This is a genomic window from Brevundimonas sp. (assembly GCF_965278935.1).
Classification (GTDB): domain Bacteria; phylum Pseudomonadota; class Alphaproteobacteria; order Caulobacterales; family Caulobacteraceae; genus Brevundimonas.
On the sequence record NZ_OZ257124.1, the window covers coordinates 2323309 to 2346418 of the forward strand.

30 protein-coding genes are annotated in these 23110 nt (G+C 67.4%); 8 read left to right on the forward strand and 22 right to left on the reverse strand.

Annotated elements, in window-relative coordinates; translation table 11 throughout:
• The first annotated feature begins 38 nt into the window (after nucleotides 1-38).
• Nucleotides 39-479, forward strand: coding sequence for a MarR family winged helix-turn-helix transcriptional regulator (locus tag ACQY68_RS11710; RefSeq protein ID WP_428149605.1), 441 nt, complete (start codon nucleotides 39-41; stop codon nucleotides 477-479).
• A gap of 417 nt (nucleotides 480-896) precedes the next feature.
• Here ACQY68_RS11710 and ACQY68_RS11715 read toward each other — a convergent pair whose 3' ends face one another.
• The 6 genes from ACQY68_RS11715 to ACQY68_RS11740 form a co-directional block, all read right to left on the reverse strand.
• Nucleotides 897-1241 (reverse strand): endonuclease domain-containing protein, encoded by a 345-nt coding sequence (locus ACQY68_RS11715; protein WP_428149606.1) that lies wholly within the window; start codon nucleotides 1239-1241, stop codon nucleotides 897-899.
• Nucleotides 1242-1421: 180 nt separating this feature from the next.
• A complete protein-coding gene (locus ACQY68_RS11720; RefSeq protein WP_428149607.1) occupies nucleotides 1422-1685 on the reverse strand; it encodes a low molecular weight protein tyrosine phosphatase family protein in 264 nt (87 codons plus the stop codon).
• Nucleotides 1686-2197: 512 nt separating this feature from the next.
• Complete coding sequence (locus tag ACQY68_RS11725; protein WP_428149608.1) at nucleotides 2198-3730, reverse strand: acyl-CoA carboxylase subunit beta; 1533 nt, start codon at nucleotides 3728-3730, stop codon at nucleotides 2198-2200.
• 205 nt (nucleotides 3731-3935) lie between these two features.
• On the reverse strand, nucleotides 3936-4667 hold the full coding sequence (gene recO, locus ACQY68_RS11730) for a DNA repair protein RecO (protein WP_428149609.1): 732 nt from the start codon (nucleotides 4665-4667) through the stop codon (nucleotides 3936-3938).
• On the reverse strand, nucleotides 4667-5140 hold the full coding sequence (locus ACQY68_RS11735; protein ID WP_428149610.1) for a nuclear transport factor 2 family protein: 474 nt from the start codon (nucleotides 5138-5140) through the stop codon (nucleotides 4667-4669). Before ACQY68_RS11735 ends, recO begins: the two co-directional genes overlap by 1 nt.
• 28 nt (nucleotides 5141-5168) lie before the next feature.
• A complete protein-coding gene (locus ACQY68_RS11740) occupies nucleotides 5169-5786 on the reverse strand; it encodes a flavodoxin family protein (RefSeq protein ID WP_428149611.1) in 618 nt (205 codons plus the stop codon).
• A gap of 127 nt (nucleotides 5787-5913) precedes the next feature.
• Between ACQY68_RS11740 and ACQY68_RS11745 the strand changes: the two genes are divergently transcribed.
• The 7 genes from ACQY68_RS11745 to ACQY68_RS11775 are packed head-to-tail and all read left to right on the forward strand — an operon-like array spanning nucleotide 5914 to nucleotide 8969.
• Nucleotides 5914-6261: an ArsR/SmtB family transcription factor gene (locus tag ACQY68_RS11745; RefSeq protein WP_309627163.1), complete on the forward strand. Its 348-nt coding sequence runs from the start codon at nucleotides 5914-5916 to the stop codon at nucleotides 6259-6261.
• A complete protein-coding gene (locus ACQY68_RS11750; protein WP_428149612.1) occupies nucleotides 6245-6760 on the forward strand; it encodes an SRPBCC family protein in 516 nt (171 codons plus the stop codon). Before ACQY68_RS11745 ends, ACQY68_RS11750 begins: the two co-directional genes overlap by 17 nt.
• Before the next feature lie 4 nt (nucleotides 6761-6764).
• Nucleotides 6765-7259, forward strand: a complete 495-nt coding sequence (locus tag ACQY68_RS11755) for an SRPBCC family protein (protein ID WP_428149613.1) — start codon at nucleotides 6765-6767, stop codon at nucleotides 7257-7259.
• Between the two features lie 11 nt (nucleotides 7260-7270).
• Entirely contained in the window at nucleotides 7271-7693 is a 423-nt protein-coding gene (locus tag ACQY68_RS11760) for a VOC family protein (protein WP_428149614.1), read from the forward strand.
• Nucleotides 7694-7723: 30 nt separating this feature from the next.
• Nucleotides 7724-8191 (forward strand): VOC family protein, encoded by a 468-nt coding sequence (locus ACQY68_RS11765; protein WP_428149615.1) that lies wholly within the window; start codon nucleotides 7724-7726, stop codon nucleotides 8189-8191.
• Nucleotides 8191-8577, forward strand: a complete 387-nt coding sequence (locus tag ACQY68_RS11770) for a DoxX family protein (RefSeq protein ID WP_428149616.1) — start codon at nucleotides 8191-8193, stop codon at nucleotides 8575-8577. Before ACQY68_RS11765 ends, ACQY68_RS11770 begins: the two co-directional genes overlap by 1 nt.
• Complete coding sequence (locus tag ACQY68_RS11775; RefSeq protein ID WP_428149617.1) at nucleotides 8577-8969, forward strand: DUF1801 domain-containing protein; 393 nt, start codon at nucleotides 8577-8579, stop codon at nucleotides 8967-8969. The genes ACQY68_RS11770 and ACQY68_RS11775 overlap by 1 nt, the downstream gene beginning before the upstream one ends.
• On the opposite strand, the gene ACQY68_RS11780 is transcribed toward ACQY68_RS11775, so the two are convergent.
• From ACQY68_RS11780 to ACQY68_RS11855, 16 genes are all read right to left on the reverse strand, one after another.
• Nucleotides 8966-10207 carry a serine hydrolase domain-containing protein gene (locus tag ACQY68_RS11780; protein WP_428149618.1) on the reverse strand — a complete coding sequence of 414 codons (1242 nt, stop codon included), beginning with the start codon at nucleotides 10205-10207 and terminating at the stop codon, nucleotides 8966-8968. The two genes, ACQY68_RS11775 and ACQY68_RS11780, sit on opposite strands and share 4 nt — an antisense overlap.
• A gap of 82 nt (nucleotides 10208-10289) precedes the next feature.
• Entirely contained in the window at nucleotides 10290-11243 is a 954-nt protein-coding gene (gene era / locus ACQY68_RS11785; RefSeq protein WP_428149619.1) for a GTPase Era, read from the reverse strand.
• Nucleotides 11240-11953: a ribonuclease III gene (rnc, locus tag ACQY68_RS11790; protein ID WP_428149620.1), complete on the reverse strand. Its 714-nt coding sequence runs from the start codon at nucleotides 11951-11953 to the stop codon at nucleotides 11240-11242. Before rnc ends, era begins: the two co-directional genes overlap by 4 nt.
• Nucleotides 11953-12744 carry a signal peptidase I gene (gene lepB, locus ACQY68_RS11795; protein ID WP_428152652.1) on the reverse strand — a complete coding sequence of 264 codons (792 nt, stop codon included), beginning with the start codon at nucleotides 12742-12744 and terminating at the stop codon, nucleotides 11953-11955. Before lepB ends, rnc begins: the two co-directional genes overlap by 1 nt.
• Nucleotides 12745-13133: 389 nt before the next feature.
• Nucleotides 13134-13535, reverse strand: a complete 402-nt coding sequence (gene acpS, locus ACQY68_RS11800; protein WP_428149621.1) for a holo-ACP synthase — start codon at nucleotides 13533-13535, stop codon at nucleotides 13134-13136.
• On the reverse strand, nucleotides 13532-14272 hold the full coding sequence (locus ACQY68_RS11805; protein WP_428149622.1) for a pyridoxine 5'-phosphate synthase: 741 nt from the start codon (nucleotides 14270-14272) through the stop codon (nucleotides 13532-13534). The genes acpS and ACQY68_RS11805 overlap by 4 nt, the downstream gene beginning before the upstream one ends.
• Nucleotides 14269-14853 (reverse strand): orotate phosphoribosyltransferase, encoded by a 585-nt coding sequence (gene pyrE / locus ACQY68_RS11810; RefSeq protein ID WP_428149623.1) that lies wholly within the window; start codon nucleotides 14851-14853, stop codon nucleotides 14269-14271. Before pyrE ends, ACQY68_RS11805 begins: the two co-directional genes overlap by 4 nt.
• A gap of 10 nt (nucleotides 14854-14863) precedes the next feature.
• A complete protein-coding gene (locus ACQY68_RS11815) occupies nucleotides 14864-15565 on the reverse strand; it encodes an ABC transporter ATP-binding protein (protein WP_428149624.1) in 702 nt (233 codons plus the stop codon).
• Nucleotides 15558-16859, reverse strand: a complete 1302-nt coding sequence (locus ACQY68_RS11820; RefSeq protein ID WP_428149625.1) for a lipoprotein-releasing ABC transporter permease subunit — start codon at nucleotides 16857-16859, stop codon at nucleotides 15558-15560. The genes ACQY68_RS11815 and ACQY68_RS11820 overlap by 8 nt, the downstream gene beginning before the upstream one ends.
• The gene (proS, locus tag ACQY68_RS11825) at nucleotides 16856-18169 is read right to left on the reverse strand and encodes a proline--tRNA ligase (protein ID WP_428149626.1); all 1314 of its coding nucleotides are present in this window, start codon (nucleotides 18167-18169) and stop codon (nucleotides 16856-16858) included. The genes ACQY68_RS11820 and proS overlap by 4 nt, the downstream gene beginning before the upstream one ends.
• A gap of 83 nt (nucleotides 18170-18252) precedes the next feature.
• The gene (locus ACQY68_RS11830) at nucleotides 18253-18516 is read right to left on the reverse strand and encodes a DUF1467 family protein (protein ID WP_428149627.1); all 264 of its coding nucleotides are present in this window, start codon (nucleotides 18514-18516) and stop codon (nucleotides 18253-18255) included.
• Between the two features lies 1 nt (nucleotide 18517).
• Nucleotides 18518-18940, reverse strand: a complete 423-nt coding sequence (gene mce, locus ACQY68_RS11835; protein WP_428149628.1) for a methylmalonyl-CoA epimerase — start codon at nucleotides 18938-18940, stop codon at nucleotides 18518-18520.
• Nucleotides 18941-18947: 7 nt separating this feature from the next.
• Complete coding sequence (locus ACQY68_RS11840; RefSeq protein WP_428149629.1) at nucleotides 18948-19790, reverse strand: hypothetical protein; 843 nt, start codon at nucleotides 19788-19790, stop codon at nucleotides 18948-18950.
• 106 nt (nucleotides 19791-19896) lie between these two features.
• Nucleotides 19897-21573 (reverse strand): ribonuclease J, encoded by a 1677-nt coding sequence (locus ACQY68_RS11845; protein WP_428149630.1) that lies wholly within the window; start codon nucleotides 21571-21573, stop codon nucleotides 19897-19899.
• Nucleotides 21570-22352 carry a type III pantothenate kinase gene (locus ACQY68_RS11850; RefSeq protein ID WP_428152653.1) on the reverse strand — a complete coding sequence of 261 codons (783 nt, stop codon included), beginning with the start codon at nucleotides 22350-22352 and terminating at the stop codon, nucleotides 21570-21572. The genes ACQY68_RS11845 and ACQY68_RS11850 overlap by 4 nt, the downstream gene beginning before the upstream one ends.
• On the reverse strand, nucleotides 22349-23110 hold the full coding sequence (locus ACQY68_RS11855) for a biotin--[acetyl-CoA-carboxylase] ligase (RefSeq protein ID WP_428149631.1): 762 nt from the start codon (nucleotides 23108-23110) through the stop codon (nucleotides 22349-22351). Before ACQY68_RS11855 ends, ACQY68_RS11850 begins: the two co-directional genes overlap by 4 nt.

A 23110-nucleotide genomic window follows, 5' to 3' on the forward strand; every position in this document is an offset into this window, starting at 1 on the left:
TCATTGACGATTAGGTTGATATCAACATACTGGCGGCGATGTCACAAGTCCCCGAGCCCTTCGCCACCACCCTGCACATCCGCGACCACTGCCTGTGCCTGCATGCGCAGCGGGCGGCGCGGTCGCTGTCGCGACGGTTCGACGAGGCGATGCGGCCGGTCGGGATCACCTCGGGCCAGTTCTCCCTGCTGAACGGCCTGAACCGGCCGGAGCCGCCGACCATCGGCGCGATCGCCACCCTTCTGGCCATGGACCGGTCGACGGTCACCGCCAACCTGAAGCCGCTGGAGCGGATGGGGGCCGTCGTCATGGCGGTGGATGCGAAGGACCGGCGCGGGCGGCGGGTCGGGCTGACCGATGCGGGGCGCGCCCTGCTGGCGGCGGCGACGCCGATCTGGCGCGCGATGCATGGCGAGATCGAGCTGGGTCTGGACGGCCAGGGGGATGGGCTGCGGGCCGGGCTGAAGCGGCTGAGCTGAGCCGCGCGACTCCAAAATAGACTCGACAGAGTCGACAGAGTCGCGGTGGGACGTCGGTGACCCGGACTGGAAAAATACAGTTCGCCGAGTCCGGCGAGTCCGGATGCATTCATTGACCCTGTCCCTTCTCGTCGCGGAACGACCAGTATGCGGGCGTTTCAGGGCGTGATGGACAAACGGGCTCTAATTAGCGCCGGGCGTTGATTTCAAAGGCGGATTGGGACGATCCGTTGATGGGTATCGCTCCCTTTTCCTTCTCCCCTTGCGGGAGAAGGTGGCTGAGCGAAGCGAAGTCGGATGAGGGGTCACGCGGACGTCGAAGGTCAGCGCTGGCTCAACTCACTCCAGCCGCCAGTACGACCCCTCATCCGTCAGCCTGCGGCTGCCACCTTCTCCCGCAAGGGGAGAAGGGCCGCCTCAGCCAGGATCGCCGCTCACGGCGGCAAGGATAGCCGCGACAACTTCGTGACGCCGGTTCTCGATGTCCGTGTTCGGGAAGCGCAACACGCGGAAATTTTGCTCGCGCAGGAAGGCGTCGCGTTCGGCATCGTGAAGACTGGCGTCATGCGTCGGCCCGTCCGCTTCAACGATCAGACGGTGACGCAGGCAGACGAAGTCGGCGATATAGCGACCGACCACGACCTGCCGCCGGAACTTGAGGCTGTCCAGCCGGCGATCCCGCAGCAGCTTCCAGAGGCGACGCTCATAGAGCACCGGCTCCCGCCGCATGTCCTTCGCGCGACCCTGCAGCCATTCATCCATAGGTTATTTTAACCCTTCTCCCCTTGCGGGAGAAGGTGGCCGAGCGAAGCGAGGTCGGATGAGGGGTCGTGCCGATGTCAAACCTCAGCGTTGGTTCAACCCTCACTTCATTCGCCGGTGTGACCCCTCATCCGTCAGCCTTCGGCTGCCACCTTCTCCCGCAAGGGGAGAAGGACAGGGTTAGCGCAGGCGCGGCCCCACGGTCTTCTCCAGCAAGGCCACCAGCTCCGGCTGCATGAAGCCGTAGTCATCGGGGATGTCGAGGCAGACGACGCGGGCGGACTTCAGGCTCTTGCGGAACCGTTTCTGGAGCCGGGCGCGGTGAGCGCGTTCCATGACGAAGATGAGGTCGGCCCATTCCACCAGTTCGTCGGTGCAGGGCTCGTCCGCATCGGGCGCCAGCCCGGCCGACGCCGTCTCCACCCCCGGCCAGGCGGCGAACACCTGCTCGGCCGTCGGCGAGCGGAGGCGGTTGCGGGAGCAGAGGAAGAGGAGGTTGGTCAGACGCTGCGCGCCTCAATCCATTGCCGCAACACGGCGTCCTGATCTGGGTCGTATCCTGCGACCTCATCGCCGCATGCGGCCTTTTGCGCCGTCAACCACTCCGCCAACATTGGTAGGACCACATCCCGCTGGCCCCGAGGCCAATCGTCGAATCCGGCTCGATCCAATTTGTCCGCGAGCACCTCTGACACCGTGATCCAGCCGCCGTCCGGCCTAGCTGAACTCCGCTCCAGCCAAGCCGGCAATATCCATTTAAATGTCTCGGGACCCCCGAGAGTGGTCTGGGCGCGTGACATAACCAGATCGATGTCTTCGTCCGCCCAGTCCGACGTACCGACCGCGAGCATGCGCTTTACCCGCTCCGTATCCTCAGCGCGGGCTGCACGAACCCTCGCCCCACCTTCAGGCGAGACGTCAGCGAAAGCGGCGATGACGGTGGAGGAGATCATTCTCTACAACGGAATATTATCGTGCTTCTTCCACGGGTTCGTCTGCTGTTTGTTCTTCAGCGTCCGTAGCGCCCGGATCAGCCGGCGCCGTGTGCCGTGCGGCATGATCACGTCGTCGATATAGCCCAGACCGGCAGCCACGAACGGGTTGGCGAACCGTTCCTTGTATTCGGCCTCGCGCGCGGCCAGGGCCTCGGGGTCGCCGGCTTCCTTGCGGAAGATGATCTCGACCGCGCCCTTGGCGCCCATGACGGCGATCTCGGCCGAGGGCCAGGCGTAGTTGACGTCGCCGCGCAGGTGTTTGGAGCTCATCACGTCATAGGCGCCGCCATAGGCCTTGCGCGTGATGACCGTCAGCTTGGGCACCGTGGCCTCGGCATAGGCGAACAGAAGCTTGGCGCCGTGCTTGATCAGGGCGCCGTACTCCTGGCGCGTGCCGGGCATGAAGCCGGGCACGTCGACGAAGGTCACCAGCGGGATTCCGAAGGCGTCGCAGAAGCGGACGAAGCGGGCGGCCTTGCGGCTGGAATCGATGTCGAGGACGCCGGCCAGGACCTGGGGCTGGTTGGCGACGATGCCGATCGGCTGGCCGTCCAGACGGCCGAAGCCGCAGACGATGTTCTTCGCGAAATCGGCGCCGATCTCGAAGAAGTCGGCCTCGTCGACCGTCTTCAGGATCAGCTCCTTGATGTCATAGGGCTGGTTCGGATTGGCCGGGACCAGGGTGTCGAGCGAGGCCTCGTCGCGGTCGGGGTCGTCATAGCTGTCGCGGACCGGCGGCTTCTCGCGGTTCGACAGGGGCAGGAAGCCGATCAGGCGGCGGACCTCCGACAGGGCCTCCAGGTCGTTCTCGAAGGCGCCGTCGGCGACGCCCGACTTGCCGGCATGGACGCGGGCGCCGCCCAGGTCCTCGTGGCTGACGACCTCGTTGGTGACGGTGCGGACCACGTCGGGGCCGGTCACGTACATGTAGCTCGTGTCCTTCACCATGAAGATGAAGTCGGTGATGGCCGGGGAATAGACGTCCCCGCCCGCGCACGGACCCATGATCACGCTGATCTGGGGGATGACGCCGGAGGCCAGGGTGTTCTGGAGGAAGATGTCGGCATAGCCGGCGAGGCTCTCGACACCCTCCTGGATGCGGGCGCCGCCGGCGTCGAACAGGCCGATGATCGGGGCGCCGTTGGTCAGGGCCATGGTCTGGAGCTTGACGATCTTGGCCGCGTGCGCGCCCGAAAGAGAACCGCCGAAGACCGTGAAATCCTTGGAGAAGACATAGACCAGACGGCCGCCGATGGTGCCGCGTCCGGTGACCACGCCGTCGCCGGGGACGCGCTGGGTTTCCATGCCGAACTGATGCGAGCGGTGCTCGACGAACATGTCGGTCTCTTCGAACGAGCCCTCGTCCAGCAGGACCTCGATCCGCTCGCGGGCGGTCAGCTTGCCCTTGGCGTGCTGGGACGCGATGCGGGCGGGGCCGCCGCCCTGACGCGCGGCTTCGCGACGGGTTTCGAGCTGGTCGAGGATGGCTTTCATGGGTGGTGCTCCTTGCAGGGAGGATTAGGAGCGGGCGAGCAAGCTGTCGAGGTCTCTCCCTCCCCCCCCGGGGGAGGGTCGTCGCGAAGCGACGGGGTGGGGGCGGCAGGGCGATCCAGATGCGGGCCTGTGATGTTTCGCCTTGCCCCCCACCCGGCTTCGCTGCGCTCAGCCATCCTCCCCCGGAGGGGGAGGGAGATCTTCGCTACAACCGCCCCTGCTCCGCCAGCTTGTCGACCATCCAGACGCGGGCCGAAGGGATCGGCTTGTTCTGGGGGTGGAAGACGAACTGTTCGAGGAAATGGCCGGTCAGGTCGAGGCCGGCGCGGACGTCGCCCTCGCCGAGGCCCGCCTGGGCGCCCAGCATGAAGGGCGGCAGTTTCAGCAGCTTGTCGGCATAGGGGGCGCCGGCCTCGCGCGAGACGGCGCGGCCGGTGCGGGGGCTGACCCAGATCAGGTCGTCCATCGTGCCGGTGACGGCGCAGCGGCTGAGGTCGAGGCCGAAGCCGAGATCCTCCAGCAGGCCCGCCTCGAAGCGCACGAAGATGGCGGGCCAGACGGACGGGATCTGGAAGGCGGTCATCAGGGCTTCGAAGGCCAGGAAGGCGCCGGGGTGGGGTTCGCGTTCGGGCAGGGCGCCCTGGGCCACCGCAGCGGCGGCGGCGAGGCCGGTCAGGGCCAGTCCGTCGTCAAACAGGGCGCTGGGTCCCTCCCCCACCGGCTCCAGACGGGCCGAGCCGAGGTGGTCGCTGGTGCGGGCGCGGTAATCGGCGATGACCCGGGCGCCGGGCTGCAGGAAGGGCTTCATGCGCCGCGACGCTCCGCCCGCGACGAAGGCGGCGTGGCGGCCGTGGGTCTCGGTCAGCAGGTCGACGACCACCCCGGTGTCGCCATGGGCCCGCGCCGACAGGACGAAGGCCTCTTCGTGGAATTCCATCAGGGGGCGGTCGCCTTCGCCGCTTCGTAGGTCTTGATGATGCGGGCGATGGGGCTGGCCAGATCGTTGGGGACGGCGAGGCTTAGGACGTACTGCTCGATCTTCCAGCCGTCGTCTGTCAGCCGCATGACGCCGGAACCGCGCGTGCGGCCGTAGGAGTCGTTGGTCAGCTGTTCCTCAAACCAGGCGATGCAGCGGCATTGGATCGGGGCGATGGTGATGACGCGCGACGTGGCCGGATAGGACCAGCCCTGACCGCGCGCGAAATAGGGGCCGACGTAGCCGCGCAGTTCCTCGCGCGTCCAGTGCTCGCCCGCGTCCGTGCCGACAAACCGGGCGTCGGGGGCGTATAGGGCGAAATAGGCGTCGGCGTCGGCGGCGGCCGAAGCGACGTTCAACTGGTCGAGGACCGCGGCGACCTCGGCTTCGGGGGTGGCCTGAAGCGCGGCGGCGAAGGCGAGAGCGGCGAACATGGAGGCCTCCAGCGGGTGAGGCCCGAACCTAATCCGCTTCGCCGCTTTCCGGAACCGGATAGGTGTCGGGCTTCAGCACCTTCGACAGGGCGATCAGGTTGCGGGCGGCGTTGCGGCCGACGCGGTCGGAATAGTCGTGGCCCTGATCGGTCTCGGTATAGTCGGGGCCGGGTCCCGGGCCGAGGTGCCAGTAGGTCCAGCTCTGCGCCGGGATGGTGAAGCCCATGTCGATCAGGCCTTGGGAGATGGTCGCCACGATATGGTGGGCGCCGTCCTCGTTGCCGGTGATGACGATGCCTGCGACCTTGCCGAAGGCGACGGGGCGGCCCGTGTCGTCGGTTTCCCCGAACCAGGCGTCCATGCGTTCGAGCGCACGCAAGGCGATGCTGGACATCTGGCCCAGCCAGGTCGGGGTGGCGAAGACGACGATGTCGGCGGCCTTCAGTTTCCTGTCGATGTCGGGCCACTGGTCGCCATCACCCTCGTCGGCGCTGACGCCCGGCTTGATGTCGAGATCGACCAGACGGATCATCTCGACCTCGGCCCCGCCCTTCTCCAGCTCCGCGATGACGACCCTGGCCAGGGCCTCGGTGTTGGAGACGCCGGGCGAGGGCTTGAGGGTGCAGTTCAGGACGACGGCGCGCATGGTGTTCTCCGGGCTGGCCCGATGAACGACGCGGCGGCGGCGGTGTTCCGTCGATCTATTTAACCGGACGGTTGACAACACGATCCGACAGGTTCATTTAACCGATCAGTTCAACACGAAACCCGCCATGCAGACCGATCCCCTCTCCGCCAAGTTCGCCGCCCTGGCCGACCCGACCCGTCGGGCCATCCTGGCGCGGCTGACCGAAGGCGAGTGCTCGGTCAGCGACCTGGCGGAACCGTTCGACATGAGTTTGCCGGCGGTCTCCAAACATCTGAAGGTGCTGGAGAAGGCCGGGCTGATATCCCGCGGCAAGGAGGCCCAGTGGCGCCCTGCCCGACTGGAGCCGATGGGCATGAAGGGCATGGCCGAGTGGCTGGAACACTACCGCCGCTACTGGGACAAGAGCTTCGACCGTCTGGAAGATTATCTTCGCAAGATTCAGAAAGGAAACGACGATGGCAAACGAAACTGAGACCCACCCGAACGACAATCCCTGCGACACCGACGGCGCCGCGCACGCTTTCGAGCTGAAGCTGGAGCGGATCATCGACGCATCGCCGGAGAAGGTCTTCAGGGCCTATACCGACCCGGCGATCCTGGCCCAGTGGTTCGCGCCCAAGCCGTGGAAGATCGTCGATCCGATCGTCGAACCCCGCGTCGGCGGCCGCTTCAACTTCACCATGCACGGGCCGGATGGCGAGGTCTTCCCGAACTCGGGCGTCTTCCTCGACGTCGTGCCGAACCGCCGGATCATCACCACCGACGCCTTCACCTCCGACTGGAAGCCCGCCGGCCAGCCCTTCATGGTCGCCCAGGTCGACATGGAGCCGACCGCCGACGGCAAGACGAAATACACGGCCACGGCCCGTCACTGGAACGCCGAGACGATGAAGCAACACGAGCAGATGGGCTTCCACGAGGGCTGGGGCACGGTCGCCGACCAGCTGGCCGAAATCGTGAAAACCTTCTGATCCGATGAGCACCCTCGTCGCCGAAGCCCAGGCTTCCAAGGACTTGGGCCGCCCGACCCTGAACATGCAGCGCGTCTTCGATGCGCCGCGCGAGCTGGTCTGGCGCGCCTGGTCCAACCCGGAAATCCTGGTCCTGTGGATGGGGCCGGTCGAATGGCCCGCTGTGTCCGCAACGGCCGACTTCCGGGTCGGCGGCGAGTGGCGCATCTGCCTGCGCTCGCCGACCACCGGAGAGGACCTCTGGCAGGGCGGGACCTATCGCGAGATCGTCGCCCCCGAGCGGATCGTCTTCACCTTCAAGTGGGACGAGAGCCACGAGGACGGACCTCCCGTCGACACCCTGGTCACGGTCCGCCTCGCCGAGACGGCCGACGGCCGGACCCGGATGGACTTCACCCACGAGGGGCTGAAGTCCGAGCAGAGCCTGACCGGCCACAGGCATGGCTGGACCTCCACCGCCGACCGGCTGGAAGCCTGGCTGGCCGCCAACCCCGACTGAAGGAGACGACGATGAAGATCGTGACGAGCCTGAGCTTCCCGGGAAACTGCCGCGAAGCCTTCGACTTCTACGCGGGCGTTCTGGGCGGACAGATCACGGCCGCCATGCCCTACGGCGAAGGCTCGCCCGAGATGCCGAACCCGCCCGAGATCAAGGACTGGCTGATGCATTGCTGGCTGCAGGTCGGCGATCAGGCGATCATGGGTTCGGACATGCACCCCGCCTATGCGCCGGACATGACGAAGCCCAAGGACGGGTTCGACGTGACGCTTCACTTCGACGATGTGGAGGAAGCCCGCCGGGTTTTCGACGGCCTGTCGGAGGGCGGCGAGGTCAGGATGCCCTTCGCCGAGACGCCTTGGTCCCGCGGCTTCGCCGGCTGGACCGACAGGTTCGGCGTGCCCTGGATGCTCAACGTCGCGCCCGCCGCCTGATAGAAAACCGATAAACGAAGGAGTGATACGATGCCGGACAAGTCCATGATCGTGACCAGCCTGAGCTTCAAAGGGCAATGTCGCGAAGCGTTCGAGTTCTACGCCACGGTTCTGGGGGGTGAAATCACCGCCGCCTTCCCGTTCGGCGACGGCCCGCCCGACATGCCGATTAAGCCGGACTACAAGGAATGGCTGATGCACTGCTGGCTGCAGGTCGGCGACTACGCGCTCATGGGCGCGGACATCCCGCCGGAGTTCGGCCCGAACATCGACAAGCCCAAGAACGGCTTCGACGTCACCTTCCATTCGAAGGACATCGAGGAGTGCAAGCGGGTGTTCGCCGGCCTGTCCGAGGGCGGCCAGGTCCAGATGGCCTTTGGCGAGACCTTCTGGTCGCCGGGCTACGGCAACTTCACCGACAAATTCGGCATCCCATGGATGATCAACGCCGTGCCGTCCGCCGACTGGCGCCCGGCCCACATGCGGGGTTTCGAGTGATGAAGGCCTCTCCCATGGTCTGGACCGGTCGCGTGCTGACCGGCCTGTTCGCCCTGTTCATGCTGGGCGCCTCGATCTATCCGAAATTCTTCATGCCCGACGTGGTGGCGGCCAACATGGGCCCGTCCGGCTGGACCCCGGACAAGACCCTGCTGCTCGGGATCATCGAACTGACCTGCCTCGTGCTCTATCTGATCCCGCGCACGGCCGCGTTCGGCGCCGTCCTGATGATGGGTTACCTCGGCGGCGCGCTGGCCACCAACCTGCGGGTCGACAACCCTCTGTTCAGCCACACCCTGTTCAGCGTCTATCTGGGCCTGATCATGTGGGGCGGGCTGTGGCTGCGGGACGCGCGCGTGCGGGCCGTCTTCCCGATCCTGCGCTGATGGAAAAGTCCGCCCTCGCGGCCAGTCCCGACGCCTATGTCGATGGCCTGAACGGCTGGCAGAAGGACCGCGTCGCCGAACTGCGCGCCGCGGTCCGGGCGGCGGGACCGATGGACGAGGTCATCAAATGGGGTCACCTCGTCTACCTCTCGAACGGGCCCGTCTGTCTGATCCGCGCCGAGGGCAAGCGGGTGCTGTTCGGCCTGTGGCGCGGTCAGCGGCTGCTGGATCGTGAGCCGAAGCTGAAGGCCGGCGGCCAGTTCGAGATGGCCTCGGCCAGCCTCGTCGAGGGCGAGACGCTGGACCCGGCGACAGTCACCGCCCTCACGCGTGCGGCCTTGGAATTGAACGCCGAGCTGGGCGATCCGACGAAGGCGGCGAAGCGGTCCTAGTCGTCCGCCAGCGCCGTCGGGAAAGCGTGGCCGAGCGCCTCGGCCATGGCCTGCTGGGAGATCAGCAGGACCTGTTTCTGCTGGTGGTAGTTGTTCGACAGGACGATCACGGCGATCCGCTTGTCCGGCTGCCAGACCTCGATGTTGCGGAAGCCCGACCAGCTGCCCGTGTGATAGATTTCCCAGTCCTGGAAGGCGGGCGTGACGCGCGTGCCCAGCCGGTTGGCCATCAGGCCATAGCCCCAGGCGCGGTGCGGCCGCCCTCCCCGCTCGTTGGGCTGGTCGGCCGGAGAGTGGTCCATGATCATCTGGGCGTAGCTGTAGGCGCTGAGCACATGGCCGGTGTTCAGGGCGCGCTCCCACACCAGCATGTCATCCAGCGTCGAATAGAGGGCGCCGGCACCGGCGACGATCGAGACGTTCGGATTGCGCTGGGCCGTCAGCCCCTCGGGGAAGGTCGCGTGGCCGGTGACGATGCCGAGGTCGCTGTCGTCATCGAAGCCGGTGTCGGTCATGCCCAGGGGCTCGAAGAAGGTCGTACGCAGATAGTCGGGGAAGCGCTGGCCGCTGGCCTTTTCGACGATGGCCGCGGCCAGGTTGAAGCCGGCGTTGTTGTAGCGGACCTTGGTTCCCGGCTCGAACGACAGGCGGAAAGCCTTTGAATCTTCTGTGAGTTCGTCGAGCGTCGCCGGGGTCGTGCGACGATTGCCCCAGCCGGGACGAGCCATCAGGTCTGGGATGCCCGAGGTGTGAGAGATCAGGTGGTGGATCTTCAGCGGCGCCCAGGCTGCGGGACATGGCTGGATCCACTGGCAGACCGGGTCGCCGATGGTCAGCTTCCCGTCGTCCTGCAGCTTCAGGATGGCGGCGGCGGTGAACTGTTTGGAGATCGAGGCGAGGCGGAAGCGCGAGCCGATCCGCAGCGGCGCACCCGTGGCGACGTCGGCGGTCCCATAGGCCTGACGGAACAGGATCTCGTCGCCGCGCGCGACCAGGACCGCGCCCATGAAGCGGCCGGCCTCGGCCTCGCGTTGCAGGCGGGCGGCCAACCGGGGCAGGCTTTCGACGACCTCGACCGGCGGACGCGGCGGCAGGGCGGCGAGACGATCGGAGGCGGTCGGCAGCGGTCGGCTGGTCAGGGCGGCCGTGAGACCTGCGCCGCCGATCAGGACGACAGCCGCGATCAGACCGAGGAAGAGCCGGGGATGATTTCCGGCGGTACGCGGAACATGAAACATCGGGCTTGGTAACGCCTGAGGACGATTCGTCACCCCGGACCGGCGTTCACGCGGTCACATCCGCGCGAGCAGCGAGTTTGGCTCAGGCGTTGAAGTCCAGACCGAACTGGGCATACAGCGCGCGGCTGTCCTGCCATTTCGGATCGACCTTGACCGTGATGAACAGGTGGACCGGGCGGTCCAGCAGTTCGGTCAGTTCCTCGCGCGACTTCTGGCCGATCCATTTCAGGGTCTGGCCGCCCTTGCCCAGAACGATGGGCCGCTGGCTCTCGCGCTCGACGTAGATGGTCTGTTCGATGCGGGCCGAACCGTCGGCCTTCTCGTCGAAAGCGGTGGTCTCCACGGCCGCCGAATAGGGCAGTTCCTCGTGGACCCGGAGATAGACCTTCTCGCGCGTGATCTCGGCAGCCAGGACGCGGATCGGCACGTCGGCGGACTGGTCTTCCGGATAGAGCCACGGCCCCTCCGGCATCCCGAGGGCCAGACGCGACTTCAGGTCGTCGACACCGTCGCCCGACAGGGCCGAGATCATATAGACCTCTGAATAGACGCCGGTTTCGAACAGGTTATGCGACAGGGCCAGCAGCGTGTCGCGACGCATGCCGTCGATCTTGTTGAGCACCAGGATGACCTTGGTCCCGGTGGACTTCAAATTGGCGATGATGGTTTCGGTGTCCTCGGCGGACTTGCGGTCGGCGCCGGTGCCGTCCTTGCCTTCCGAGGCGATGTGAGAGGCCGCGTCGATCAGGTGGACGACGACGTCGGCGTCCTGGGCCCCGCCCCAGGCGGAGGCGACCATGGCCCGGTCGAGGCGACGGCGCGGGGTGAAAATGCCGGGCGTGTCGACCAGCACGATCTGGGCGTCGCCCTGGATGGCGATACCGCGCACGGGAAAGCGGGTCGTCTGGACCTTCTGGGTGACGATGGAGACCTTGGACCCCGTCAGACGGTTCACCAGCGTCGACTTGCCGGCGTTCGGCGCGCCGATGATGGCGGCGAAGCCTGCGCGGTTCTGCTGGGGGTTGGTATCGGTCAAATCACGCCTTCACGTTGGAGCATGGCCATGGCGGCCGCTTTCTCCGCGTCCTGACGCGAACGTCCGGTAGCGGTCAAGGGTTCGACGCCCTCGATTGAAACCTCGACCGTGAAGGTCGGGGCGTGGTCGGAGCCGGTCTGACCCACGACGCGGTAGGTCGGCAGGGGACGGCCCGCCCCTTGCGCCCACTCCTGCAGAGCGGACTTGGGATTGTTCAGGGCGCGCGGGGCCGGCGTCGCCAGTTCCTCGGCCCAGGCGCGGTCGAACATGGCCCGGGCGGCGTCGAGCCCTCCGTCGAGGAAGACGGCGGCCAGCAGGGCCTCCACGGCGTCGGCGACGACCCCCTCCTTGCGACGGCCTCCCGATCTGGTCTCGCCGGGCGACAGGCGCAGGGCTTCGCCGACCTTAAGGCGTTCGCCGACCCGCCCGCAGGCGTGCTTGTCGACGAGGGCGTGCAGCCGCGACGACAGTTCGCCCTCGTCAGCGGACGGATAGTCCTCGTGCAGGCGCCGGGCGACCAGAAGGCCAAGGACGCGGTCGCCGAGGAACTCGAGGCGTTCGTTGTGGCGCGCGGGCTTTCCGGCGGCCTTGTCGGCCCCCTCTCCGACGCTGGAATGGGTCAGCGCCCGCTCCAGAAGAGCGGGATCGCGGAAGACATGGCCGATGCGATCGACCAGCGCGGTCACCGCCTCGGCCCGTGCATTCGCCATCAGTCGAGGACGCGGAAGAAGCGGCTGGGCCGGACGTTGGCGAACCAGCTGACAGGGTTGAACAGCGACGCGCCCGGCTCCCACGAGAACATGATGATCTCGGCCTTGCCGACCAGGTTCTCGTCCGGGACCAGACCCACGCCTGCGGATTCCTCCACGCGGCTGTCGATCGAGTTGTCGCGGTTGTCGCCCATCATGAAATAATGGCCGGCCGGAACCGAGTAGACGGGGGTGTCGTCCAGATCGCCGCCGGGGCCGAAGTCCTGGGTCATGAAGGTCTTGCCGTTGGGCAGGGTCTCGCGGACCTCGGTGACGGGGCGCGGGCCGAAGATGTCGTTGACCTCTCCGGCGCTGACGACGACGTCCTGAACCGGCTGGCCGTTGATGTAGAGCTTGTTCTCGATCATCTGGATCGTGTCGCCCGGCAGGCCGATCACGCGCTTGATGTAGTCGGTCTTGTCGTCGCGCGGCAGTTTGAAGACGACGATGTCGCCCCGGTTCGGCGCGCGGCCGAACAGCCGGTCGTCGCCCAGCGGCAGGTTGATCGGCAGGCCCGACGAGAATTTCGAATAGCCGTAGGCCCACTTGGACACGACGATATAGTCGCCCTCGTAGAGGTTGGGCTCCATCGAGGCCGACGGGATGGTGAAGGGCTGGAACAGCAGGACGCGCAGGACGAAGGCGATGGCCAGGGCCACGACCACCGTCTTGACGATTTCCAGCGTCTCCGAGACGGCCGAACCGCCGTCATCGTCGTCGTCCCTGACGCGGACCTTGGCGGGCCCGGGCATCTTGACCTTGCGGTCGTCGAAGGGGGCGTCGCCGGCGTCGCTCCAGATCGGGCGGGAGGCGGCGGCCGCAGCAGCCGCAATTGGCATGGCCTCGACGGGCGCGGACGGATCGGCGACTTCGCTATCGGCCTCGACCGGCAGACCGGTTTCAGAGGCGGCGAAGGCGGCTTCGGCGGCGTCGACTTCACCCGCGCCCTCGACATCGGGCTCGGCCGGGGTCAGGTCCACATCGTCGGGCGAGACGTCATGGCTGACGACTGACGACGATTCCGCGTCCGTCGTGTCGACCACGGGCTTCTCGCCGTCTTCGGGCTTGTTGTCGCTCATCGTGTGAAAGCTCGTCCCCGGCCGCCGAACGCGGCTCGTATCCGCGCAGCGGTATAGCCCGATTACGCCGTCGGCAAGGCTTCGATCACCACGAAGGCGAGTGCGTAGGGGTGTTCGTCCGAAAGCGTAAGATGAATGTGCGGGGTGTGGCCCGCCGGCGTCAGGCGTTTCAGGTGCTCCGCCGCCGGTCCGGTCAGGGCCAGGGTCGGCTGGCCGGAGCGCAGGTTCACCACCCCCATGTCCTTCCAGTAGACGTCGCGGCGCATGCCGGTGCCCAGGGCCTTGGCGCAGGCCTCCTTGGCCGCGAACCGCTTGGCGTAGCTCCAGGCGGCGTCGGGCTTGCGCTCCGAGCGGGTGCGTTCGATCTCTGTGAAGCAGCGGGTCTTGAAGCGGTCGCCGAAGCGATCGATCGACGCCTGGATGCGCCGGATGTCCGACAGGTCCGCGCCGATGCCGATGATCATTGGGCCGCTTCCATCGCCCCACGCATCCGGCGGATGGCGGCGGCGAGGCCGACGAAGACCGCTTCCCCAATCAGGAAATGGCCGATGTTGAGCTCGCGGATCTCGGGGATGGCCAGAACCTCGGCGGCCGTGTCGTAGTCCAGGCCGTGGCCGGCATGAACCTCCAGCCCGAGGATGTCGGCCTGGGCGCAGGCGGCGGCGAGGCGATCGAACTCCACGCCCCGTTCGCCCGCCGGCAGATGACAGTAGCGACCGGTGTGGAACTCCACGACCTGGGCGCCGACGGCGGCGGCGGCCTCGACCTGCGCCTGCGACGGCTCGATGAACAGGCTGACGCGGATGCCGGCGTCCGACAGGGCCTTCACGACAGGAGCGATGCGCGCCTCGTGGCCAGCGACGGCCAGCCCGCCCTCGGTCGTCACCTCCTCGCGTCGCTCGGGCACCAGGCAGGCGGCGTGCGGCCGGTGACGCAGGGCGATGGCCAGCATCTCGTCGGTCACGGCCATCTCGAAGTTCAGCGGCTTGCCGGCGGTCTCGCAGAGTGCGGTCAGGGCCTCGATGTCGGCGTCGCCGATATGACGCCTGTCTTCGCGCAGGTGGGCGGTGATGCCGTCCGCGCCGGCGCCGATCGCTTCCTCGGCGGCGCGGACCGGGTCGGGATGGACGCCGCCGCGCGCATTCCGGACCGTCGCGACATGGTCGATATTAACCCCAAGGCGGACGGGCGGGCGCTTCACTTCGACAACCGCCGGCTGCCCGGATCCTCGACCGGGATCGCCGCCAGTTCGGGCGGAAGGGCGTCGGCGGGGTATGCGGGCACGTCCAGCGACGCCAGGGCCACCAGCGGCACGCCGACATCAGCCTTGCCGCCCGAACGGTCGACGATGCAGGCGGCGGCGACCACCGTGCCGCCTGCGGCCTGAATGGCGGCGATGCACTCGCGGCTCGACAGGCCCGTGGTGACGATGTCCTCGACCATGACGACCTTCTCGCCGGGCTCGACGTGGAAGCCACGACGCAGTTTGAACGAACCGCCCTCGCGCTCGACGTACATGGAGCGCACGTTCAGGTGTTTCGCCGTCTCATAGCCGGGGATGATGCCCCCGACGGCCGGGGAAATGGCGACGTCGACGGGTCCGACCGTGGCGACGATCTTCTCGGCCAAGGCCTTGCACAGCCGCTCGCAGCGGGCGCCGTCCATGAAGACTAGGTTCTTCTGCAGGAAGACAGGGCTGTGCAGGCCCGACGACAGCACGAAATGGCCTTCGCGCAGGGCGCCGGCGGCGCGGAACTCGTTCAGGACGTCTTCGGTGTTCATGCCCGGTCTCTCAGTATTCGCGGCTCTCGGCCTGACGTTCTTCCAGATGGCCGTCCTTCAGGGCGAAGACGCGGTCCATATGGCCGGCCAGCTCCATGTTGTGGGTGGCGATCAGGGCGGCGACGCCGGTGTCCTTGACCAGTTTCTGCAGGGCCTCGAACACGGTCTGGCTGGTGGCCGGATCGAGGTTGCCGGTCGGTTCGTCGGCCAGCAGCAGGCGCGGCCTGTTGGCCAAGGCGCGAGCCAGGGCGACGCGCTGTTGCTCTCCGCCCGACATCTGGGCCGGCTGGTGCAGGGTGCGTTCGGCCAGACCGAGCGCGCTCAACGCCTCTTCGGCACGGGCGCGCGCCTGATCCAGCGAATAGCCGGCGATGCGCATCGGCAGGGCGACGTTGTCGCGCGCGTCGAACTCCGGCAGCAGGTGGTGGAACTGGTAGACGAAGCCGACGCGGCTGAGGCGCAGGCGGGTGCGGGCGCGCTCGTCGAGCTGGCCCACATCCTCGCCGTCGATGCGGACCTCGCCCGAGGTGGGGCGTTCCAGCAGGCCGGCGGCATGCAGCAGTGACGACTTGCCCGAACCGGACGGACCGATCAGCCCGACCAGTTCGCCGGGCATGATGTCCAGATCGACGCCTTTCAGCACCGTCAGGCCGCCCTGGGCGGTCTCGTAGGTGCGGGTCACGCCGCGCAGGGAAAGGACCGGGCTATTCATAGCGCAGGGCCTCCACCGGATCGATCCGCGACGCATTCCACGACGGAGGCAGGCTGGCGAAACAGCTCATCAGCAGGGACCAGAAGGCGACCCACATGACATCGACGGGATCGACCTCGGCCGGGATGGCGTCGAGCATATAGACGTCGGCGTTGAACAGCTGGACCCCGGTGACGGCCTCGAGGAAGTGCTGGATCGCGCCGATGTTCAGGCAGAACAAGAGGCCCAGCGTCAGACCCGCCAGCGTCCCCGCCACGCCGATGGTCGCCCCGGCCATGAAGAAGACGCGCAGGATCGACGACGGGCTGGCCCCGATGGTCCGCAGGATGGCGATGTCGCGGCCCTTGTTCTTCACCAGCATGACGATGCCGGAGATGATGTTCATGGCGGCGATGGCGACGACGAGGCCGAGGATGATGCTCATGGCCACCCGCTCGACCTTCAGCGCGCCCCAGAAGGCGGCCAGCTTGTCGCGCCAGTCGACGACGAAGCCGCCCGGCCCGGCGGCTTCACGCACGGGCGCGAGGTATTCGCCGACGCGATCCGGGTCCTGCACCTTCATCTCGATGACGTCCCAGACGCCCTCCTTGCCGAAGAAGAGCTGGGCCTGTTCGAGCGGCATGAAAATGAAGGCGCGGTCGTAGTCGGCGGTGCCCGACGAATAGGTGCCGCCGACGGTGTAGGTCTTGTTCAGCCCGCCGAGATTGCCGAAGGCCGAGTCCGCCCCGGTCGGCGAATAGAGCTCGATCGGATCGCCGACGCGCAGGCCCAGCGCGTCGGCCAGAGCCTGACCGATCAGGACGTTGTCACCGCCGTATGCGCCCTGGCCGAAGCTGGCGCGGGCCTGGTCCGACAGGCTGGCGTTGACGTACTGCATGGTATCGAGGTCGGCGGGGGCGATGCCGCGCACGAAGGCGCCGGTCGTCTGGCCGCCGGCGCGGATGATGGCCTGGGACTCGGTCAGGGGGGTGACGCTGATCACGCCCTCGACGCCGCGCAGGCGATCGACGATGGCGTCGCGGTTCGGCGCGTTCAGCACCTCGCCCTGGACGTACATATGGCCGTTGAAGCTCAGCATCCGGCCGAGCAGCTCGTTGCGGAACCCGGCCATGATGCTCATCACGCTGATCAGCACGGCGACGGCCAGCATGATGCCGATGAAGGAGATGATGGCGATGGTCGCGACCCCGCCCTCCTTGCGCTTGGCGCGCAGGTAGCGGAGCGCCAGGCCGATCTCCCAGGCGGAGAAGGGGCCGGCAGGCTTGGGCGGGGGCGTGACCGTCGTCGTCGTCAACCGATGGCCTCCAGAGCGGCGTCGAGGGCCACAGTCGATTTCTCGCCGGTGGCGCGGCGCTTGAGTTCGACGACGCCCTCCGCCACGCCCTTCGGACCGATGGTCAGCTGCCACGGAATGCCGATCAGGTCGGCGGTGGCGAACTTCCCGCCCGGACGCTCGTCGGTGTCGTCGTAGAGGACCGACTTGCCGGCCTTCTCCAGAGCGTCGACCGCCGCCTCGCAGGCCTCGCAGACCGACGGATCGTTGGCGCGCAGGTTGATGACAACGACGTCGAACGGGGCCACGGCGTCGGGCCAGATGATGCCGGCGTCGTCATGGCTGGCCTCGATGATGGCGCCCAGCAGACGCGACACCCCGACGCCGTAGCTGCCCATATGGACCTCGGTGTCCTGACCGTCCGGTCCGGCGACCTTCGCCTTCATGGGGGCCGAGTATTTGGTGCCGAAGTAGAAGATGTGGCCGACCTCGATCCCGCGCGCGGTCAGGCGGTCGCTTTCCGCCGTCTGGCTTTCGAACTGGGCGGCGTCGTGCATTTCCTCGGTCGCTGCGTAGAGCGAGGTGCGGCCGTCCACGATGGCTTGCAGATCGTTCCAGTCGACGTCGGGACCGGGCGCCGGCATCTCGACCAGGGCCTTGTCGCAGAACACCTGGCTCTCGCCCGTGTCGGCCAGGACGATGAACTCGTGGCTCAGGTCGCCGCCGATCGGGCCGGTGTCGGCGCGCATCGGCACGGCCTTCAGACCCATCCGCGCGAAGGTGTTCAGATAGGCCACGAACATGCGGTTGTAGGCGCGACGGGCGGAGGCCTCGTCGATGTCGAAGCTGTACGCGTCCTTCATCAGGAACTCGCGCCCGCGCATGACGCCGAAGCGCGGACGGCGCTCGTCGCGGAACTTCCACTGGATGTGGAAGAGGTTCAGCGGCAGGGCTTTGTAGGACTTCACGAACCCCCGGAAGATGTCGGTGATCATCTCCTCGTTGGTGGGCCCGTACAGCAGCTCGCGTTCATGCCGGTCGGTGATGCGCAGCATCTCGGGGCCATAGGCGTCGTAGCGGCCCGACTCGCGCCACAGGTCGGCCAGTTGCAGGGTCGGCATCAGCAGTTCGACCGCCCCCGCCCGCTCCTGCTCCTCGCGTACGATCTGCTCGATGCGGTTCAGAACGCGCAGGCCCAGCGGCAGCCAGGCGTAAATGCCGGCGGCCTCCTGTTTGATCATCCCGGCGCGCAGCATCAGCTGGTGCGAGACGATCTGGGCGTCGGACGGCGCCTCTTTCAGCGTGGGCAGGAAATAGCGCGACAGGCGCATGGGCGTCTCGGATTCGGAAGGCGTCAGGGGTGGAAAGCTTTAGCCGGGACAGAGGGGCGAAAGCTAGGCGGCCAGGGTCGCGATCAGGGAACCGGCGGCGCGAGGTTCGGCAGCGGCATCCAGCCGATGAAGACCAGCCACATCACGAACAGCCACACCAGGAACGACACCCAGGTGGTGGTGATGAATTTGCGCTTCAGGTTCGGCGTCTTCGGCGCGCCCCACTGGCTGCCGTCGGTCGGGGGCTCGTGCGTCTCGCTCGACGTGCCCAGCGGCAGGACGACGAACAGCACCGTCCACCAGACGACGACGTAGATGGCGAACATGGTGATCGGGCCGATCGGCATGTCAGTGCGCCTCCTTCGGAGTTTCCATCAGTTCGACCAGAACCCCGCCCATGTCCTTCGGATGCAGGAACAGGATGGGCGTTCCGTGGGCGCCGATGCGGGGTTCGCCCGTGCCGAGCAGGGTCGCGCCCTTGGCCCGCATCGCGTCGCGGGCGATCAGGATGTCCTCGACCTCGAAACAGACGTGATGCTGGCCGCCCTTGGGGTTCTTCGCGAGGAAGCCGTGGATCGGGCTGTCCTCGCCCAGCGGCTCGATCAGTTCGATCTGGCTGTTGGGCAGGTCGATGAAACAGACGCGCACGCCCTGGGCCGGCAGGTCGAACGGCTCCCCGGCCGAGGCAGCGCCAAGCATGTCGCGGTAGAGGGCGACGCTGGTCTTGATGGAGGGCGTGGCGACGCCGATGTGATTGAGTCTGCCGATCATGCGCCCGCTATGGCCCCTCGCCCGGCGGCGGGCAAGCCGCGCCCATGCCGGGCGCCCGCAAGGCCAGCAGGGTCGATCGTCGCACCTCGGCCGGCATCAGTCCCGCCCCCTCCAGGATACAGCCGACCACGGTGTTGGAGTTGGGCGCCAGCAGACCATAGGTCAGGTTCTCGGCCTCCAGCCGGCGCCGCGCGAGATCGAGCGCGGCAGGAGCAGTGGCGACCACGGCGGGGTCGCGACTGACGATCGTCATCTCGTGCAGCGCCTCGCCCGAACTCGGGAAATCGTAGGCCGCGTCGGTGTAGGGGCTGATCCGCGCCGACAGCCGGTCAGGGCGGTCGGTGAAGCCGGGGAACTTGCCCTCCTGGCTTGCCGAAAACGCGATCGCCTCGCCCTGAGCCGGGACCACGAGGATGTAGGCGTGGCGGGGAAACAGCAGATACTGGCCCATCCATTTGGTCACCCACACGAGGGGCGCATTGTCCGGTCCCAGCGCATGGGCGCCGACGTAGACGCCGGGCGGCATGACCCGACTGTCGATCCGTCCGTTGATCGCCTGCATCCGGTCGACCATGACCTGATCGAGCAGGAAGGTGCCGCCCTCGGACGCCTGCTCGAAATGGGCGCGGATGTCGGCGGCGGTCGGATTGTCGCCAACCTCTCCGCCGTGGACGACGCGGAAGGCCTGATCCGAGGTCGGCGTGTCGCCCGTGGTCGAGAACCACAGGACGCCGAGTTCGTGCGCGGTGCGCGACGCCGGATTCTCGCCCCGGAAGGTCGACAGGCTCAGCACGAGATTGGTCGCGAGGAACAGGACGACGAAGCCCGCCAGCCCCTGCCCCGTGATCACCGCCCACTTCCGCCAGCCCGAAAGCGAATGGCGGGCGTTGCGGACGCGGTGCTTGAAGCGGCGCCCTCTGTCCCGAAAGGAATCGAACGAAGGGCGCCGCATCGGACTAGAGCCTCAGAATGACCGTCTCGACGATCGGGCGGCGGTCCCAGATCTGTTGCGAGGCCTTCTTCAGCACCCGCGCCACGGCCTGTTCGACCACATCGTCGTCGTCACGCGCCTCGCCCTTCAGCGAGCCGACGACCTGTTCGACACGCTCGGCCAGGTCGTCGAGGGCGTCGCCCAGAGGCGTGACCTCGTCGCCCGGCAGGCCGATGGCACGCACGTCGATATCGCTGACGATCTTGCCGCGCTTGTCCATGGCGAAACTGACGACCAGCACGCCGTTGGTCGAGGCGTGGCGACGCTCGCGCAGGGCCTCGCCCTTCTCCGTCACCACCATGCCGCCATCGACGTAGAGGCGGCCGTTCGGCACCTCGTCGATGATCACGGCCTTGCCGGGGGCCAGACGGACCAGATCGCCGTTGCGCGGCGTCACCGTCTCCTCGACGCCCAGATCACGCGCGAAGGCGGCGTGCTCCATCAGGTGGCGACGCATGCCGTGGGTCGGGACCGAGATGCGCGGGCGAGCCCAGGCGTACATCTGTTTCATCTCGTCGCGGCAGGGGTGGCCGGAGACGTGGATGCCGGGGTGGTCCTTCTCGGTGTAGAGGCGCACGCCGCGGTCGGCCATCCGGTCCTGCAGGTTGGCGATGGCCAGTTCGTTGCCCGGAATGACCCGCGACGAGAAGATGCAGTGATCGCCCAGCCCCAGCTTGATGAAGGGGTGCGACCCGTCGGCGACGCGCGACAGGGCCGCGCGATCCTCGCCCTGGCTGCCGGTGCAGAGGTAAAGGATCTCGTCGGCGGGCCAGTGACGGGCCTCGTCCTCGGTCAGGATGCGCTGGCTGTCGTTGAACAGGCCGACGTGGCGGGCGGCGGCGGTGATGCGGTGCATCGACCGGCCGGCCAGGGCCACACGACGTCCGGCCTTGTCCGCCGCCTTGATGACGCTGACCATGCGGGCGACGTTGGAGGCGAAACAGCCGACCGCGATGCGGCCCTTCTTGAGGCTGCCGATCAGTTCGATCAGGCCTTCCTGGGCTTCGGTTTCCGAACCCGCCTCGCCCTCGACGAAGACGTTGGTCGAGTCGCAGACCATGGCCAGCAGGCCGTCGTCGCCCATCTTCGTGATCGTGGCGATGTCGGTCGGCTTGCCGATGACCGGAGCCGGATCCAGCTTCCAGTCGCCGGTGTGGAAGACCGTGCCGAGCGGCGTGGTGATCTTCAGGCCGTTCGGCTCGGCGATCGAGTGGGTCATGGTGACGAAATCGACCTGGAACGGGCCGAGGTCGACATGTCCGCCCATCGGGATCTCGATGATCTTGACGTCCTTGACGCCGTTGTCGCGCAGCTTCTCGCGGATCAGGAAGGCGGTGAACGGCGTGGCGTACAGCGGCGCCTTCATCCGGCTCCACAGCCAGGGCAAGGCCCCGATGTGATCCTCGTGCGCGTGGGTCAGGACGATGCCACGGATAGTCTCCCCCTCGAGGAAGGACGGGTCCGGCACGATGATGTCCACGCCGGGCGTCGACAGGTCGCCGAAGGTCACGCCGACGTCGACGATCATCCACTGACGATTGTCTTCGGGGCCGTAGCCGTAGCAGTTGAGGTTCATTCCGACCTCGCCCGAGCCGCCGAGCGGCAGGAAGACGAGTTCGTCGTTTGGTTTTGCTTGGGTCATGTATCCGTCAGATGGGTATTGCGGCGCCAGATTTCGAGCAGGCCGCGGATGGTCAGGTCCGGATCGAACCGGTCGATGCTTTCGGTGGCGCCTTCAAACAGGGAGGCGACGCCGCCGGTTCCCACGACGGTCATGGGTCTCCCCCACTCCGCCTTGATGCGTGAGACCATGCCCTCGATGAGGCCGACATAGCCCCAGAAGACGCCGGACTGCATGTTGGACACGGTGTCCTTGCCGATCACCGTGTCAGGCTTCTGGATGGCGATGCGCGGCAGCATGGCCGCCGCCTCATGCAGAGCCTGGAGGGAAAGGTTGATGCCGGGCGCGATGGCCCCGCCCTCGAAGGCGCCGTCGGCCGCGATGACGTCGAACGTCGTGGCCGTGCCGCTGTCGATGACGATCAGGTCGCCCGGATAGACCAGATGCGCGCCGATGGCGTTGACCAGCCGGTCGGCGCCGGCCTCCGACGGCTTCTTGATCCGTACCGGGATGCCGAGCTCGACATTGTCGCCGATCACCAGCGGCTCCACCGACAGATAGCGGCGCGCGAGGTTCCGCAGGTTGAAGATCGACTGCGGCACGACGCTGGAGATGATGCAGCCGGTCAGGGAGGCCAGGTCGATCTTCCGCATGGCCAGAAGCTGGGTCAGCCAGACGGCGTATTCGTCGGCCGTGCGACTAGCCTCGGTGGCGGTGCGCCACTGGGCGATCCAGCTGTCGCCGTCATGGACCGCAAACAGCGTGTTGGTGTTGCCCTGTTCGATGGCGAGAAGCATCAGGCGGCCCTCTCGTGAGCGTCGGCGCCAAAGAAGACATCGCCCGCCGAGATGAGGCGCAGGGCCCCGTCGGCGGTGCGCAGGCGAAGGGCGCCGTCCGGGGCCACGCCCTCGGCGACGCCGTTGATGGTCTCATGCCCCAGCCGGGCGACGCAGGGGCCGTCGAGGCCGTTCGTGCGCGCGGTCCAGGCGTCGAGGATCGGCTGGAAGCCGAGGCTCTCCCAGCGCGCCTGCCAGACGGTGAAGGCCTCGGCCAGGACGGTGGCGGCGGCGTCGATGGCGGGCGGATAGGCGATGTCGGAGCGCAGGTGTGCGGCGAGGCTGGTCGCGCGCCGCTCGGTCCCCTCGGGCGCATGGGCCAGGTTCACCCCGATGCCGACGGCCAGCCACAGGGAGCCGTTCGCATGGACGCCGGACTCGATCAGGATGCCCGACGCCTTTTCGCCCGCGATCATCACGTCATTCGGCCATTTGATCGAGACCACGCCCGGAACCGCGAAGGCGTCCAGCAGATCGGCGACGGCGAGCGCCGCGACGAACGTGACCTGCGCGGCCTCGGCCGGAGATTTCTGGGTCAAATGGAGCAGGGTGCAGAAGAGATTTCCCCCTTCGCTTTCCCAATTTCGACCCCGTCGTCCGCGCCCGGCGGATTGGCGACGGGCGACGATCCACTGGCTCGCGACATCGCCGCCCTCGGCCCGGCGGCGGGCCTCGGCATTGGTGGAATCGATCTCGTCGAGGACGTGGATGGGCGGCGTCAC

Bases quoted from the DNA above. Each gene is read 5' to 3' on its own strand.
- proS (WP_428149626.1), bottom strand. From the start codon at position 18,169: ATGCGCCTGTCGCGCTATTTCCTGCCCACGCTGAAAGAGGCGCCGTCC.
- recO (WP_428149609.1), bottom strand. From the start codon at position 4,667: ATGGAATTCCACGAAGAGGCCTTCGTCCTGTCGGCGCGGGCCCATGGC.
- ACQY68_RS11745 (WP_309627163.1), top strand. From the start codon at position 5,914: ATGCAGACCGATCCCCTCTCCGCCAAGTTCGCCGCCCTGGCCGACCCG.
- ACQY68_RS11775 (WP_428149617.1), top strand. From the start codon at position 8,577: ATGGAAAAGTCCGCCCTCGCGGCCAGTCCCGACGCCTATGTCGATGGC.
- ACQY68_RS11770 (WP_428149616.1), top strand. From the start codon at position 8,191: ATGAAGGCCTCTCCCATGGTCTGGACCGGTCGCGTGCTGACCGGCCTG.
- ACQY68_RS11845 (WP_428149630.1), bottom strand. From the start codon at position 21,573: ATGACCCAAGCAAAACCAAACGACGAACTCGTCTTCCTGCCGCTCGGC.
- ACQY68_RS11830 (WP_428149627.1), bottom strand. From the start codon at position 18,516: ATGCCGATCGGCCCGATCACCATGTTCGCCATCTACGTCGTCGTCTGG.
- ACQY68_RS11735 (WP_428149610.1), bottom strand. From the start codon at position 5,140: ATGTTCGCCGCTCTCGCCTTCGCCGCCGCGCTTCAGGCCACCCCCGAA.
- ACQY68_RS11755 (WP_428149613.1), top strand. From the start codon at position 6,765: ATGAGCACCCTCGTCGCCGAAGCCCAGGCTTCCAAGGACTTGGGCCGC.
- ACQY68_RS11725 (WP_428149608.1), bottom strand. From the start codon at position 3,730: ATGAAAGCCATCCTCGACCAGCTCGAAACCCGTCGCGAAGCCGCGCGT.
- mce (WP_428149628.1), bottom strand. From the start codon at position 18,940: ATGATCGGCAGACTCAATCACATCGGCGTCGCCACGCCCTCCATCAAG.
- acpS (WP_428149621.1), bottom strand. From the start codon at position 13,535: ATGATCATCGGCATCGGCGCGGACCTGTCGGACATCCGGCGCATCCAG.
- ACQY68_RS11710 (WP_428149605.1), top strand. From the start codon at position 39: ATGTCACAAGTCCCCGAGCCCTTCGCCACCACCCTGCACATCCGCGAC.
- rnc (WP_428149620.1), bottom strand. From the start codon at position 11,953: ATGGCGAATGCACGGGCCGAGGCGGTGACCGCGCTGGTCGATCGCATC.
- ACQY68_RS11780 (WP_428149618.1), bottom strand. From the start codon at position 10,207: ATGTTTCATGTTCCGCGTACCGCCGGAAATCATCCCCGGCTCTTCCTC.
- pyrE (WP_428149623.1), bottom strand. From the start codon at position 14,853: ATGAACACCGAAGACGTCCTGAACGAGTTCCGCGCCGCCGGCGCCCTG.
- lepB (WP_428152652.1), bottom strand. From the start codon at position 12,744: ATGCCCGGGCCCGCCAAGGTCCGCGTCAGGGACGACGACGATGACGGC.
- ACQY68_RS11740 (WP_428149611.1), bottom strand. From the start codon at position 5,786: ATGCGCGCCGTCGTCCTGAACTGCACCCTCAAGCCCTCGCCCGGCGTC.
- ACQY68_RS11765 (WP_428149615.1), top strand. From the start codon at position 7,724: ATGCCGGACAAGTCCATGATCGTGACCAGCCTGAGCTTCAAAGGGCAA.
- ACQY68_RS11715 (WP_428149606.1), bottom strand. From the start codon at position 1,241: ATGGATGAATGGCTGCAGGGTCGCGCGAAGGACATGCGGCGGGAGCCG.
- ACQY68_RS11750 (WP_428149612.1), top strand. From the start codon at position 6,245: ATGGCAAACGAAACTGAGACCCACCCGAACGACAATCCCTGCGACACC.
- ACQY68_RS11760 (WP_428149614.1), top strand. From the start codon at position 7,271: ATGAAGATCGTGACGAGCCTGAGCTTCCCGGGAAACTGCCGCGAAGCC.
- ACQY68_RS11815 (WP_428149624.1), bottom strand. From the start codon at position 15,565: ATGAATAGCCCGGTCCTTTCCCTGCGCGGCGTGACCCGCACCTACGAG.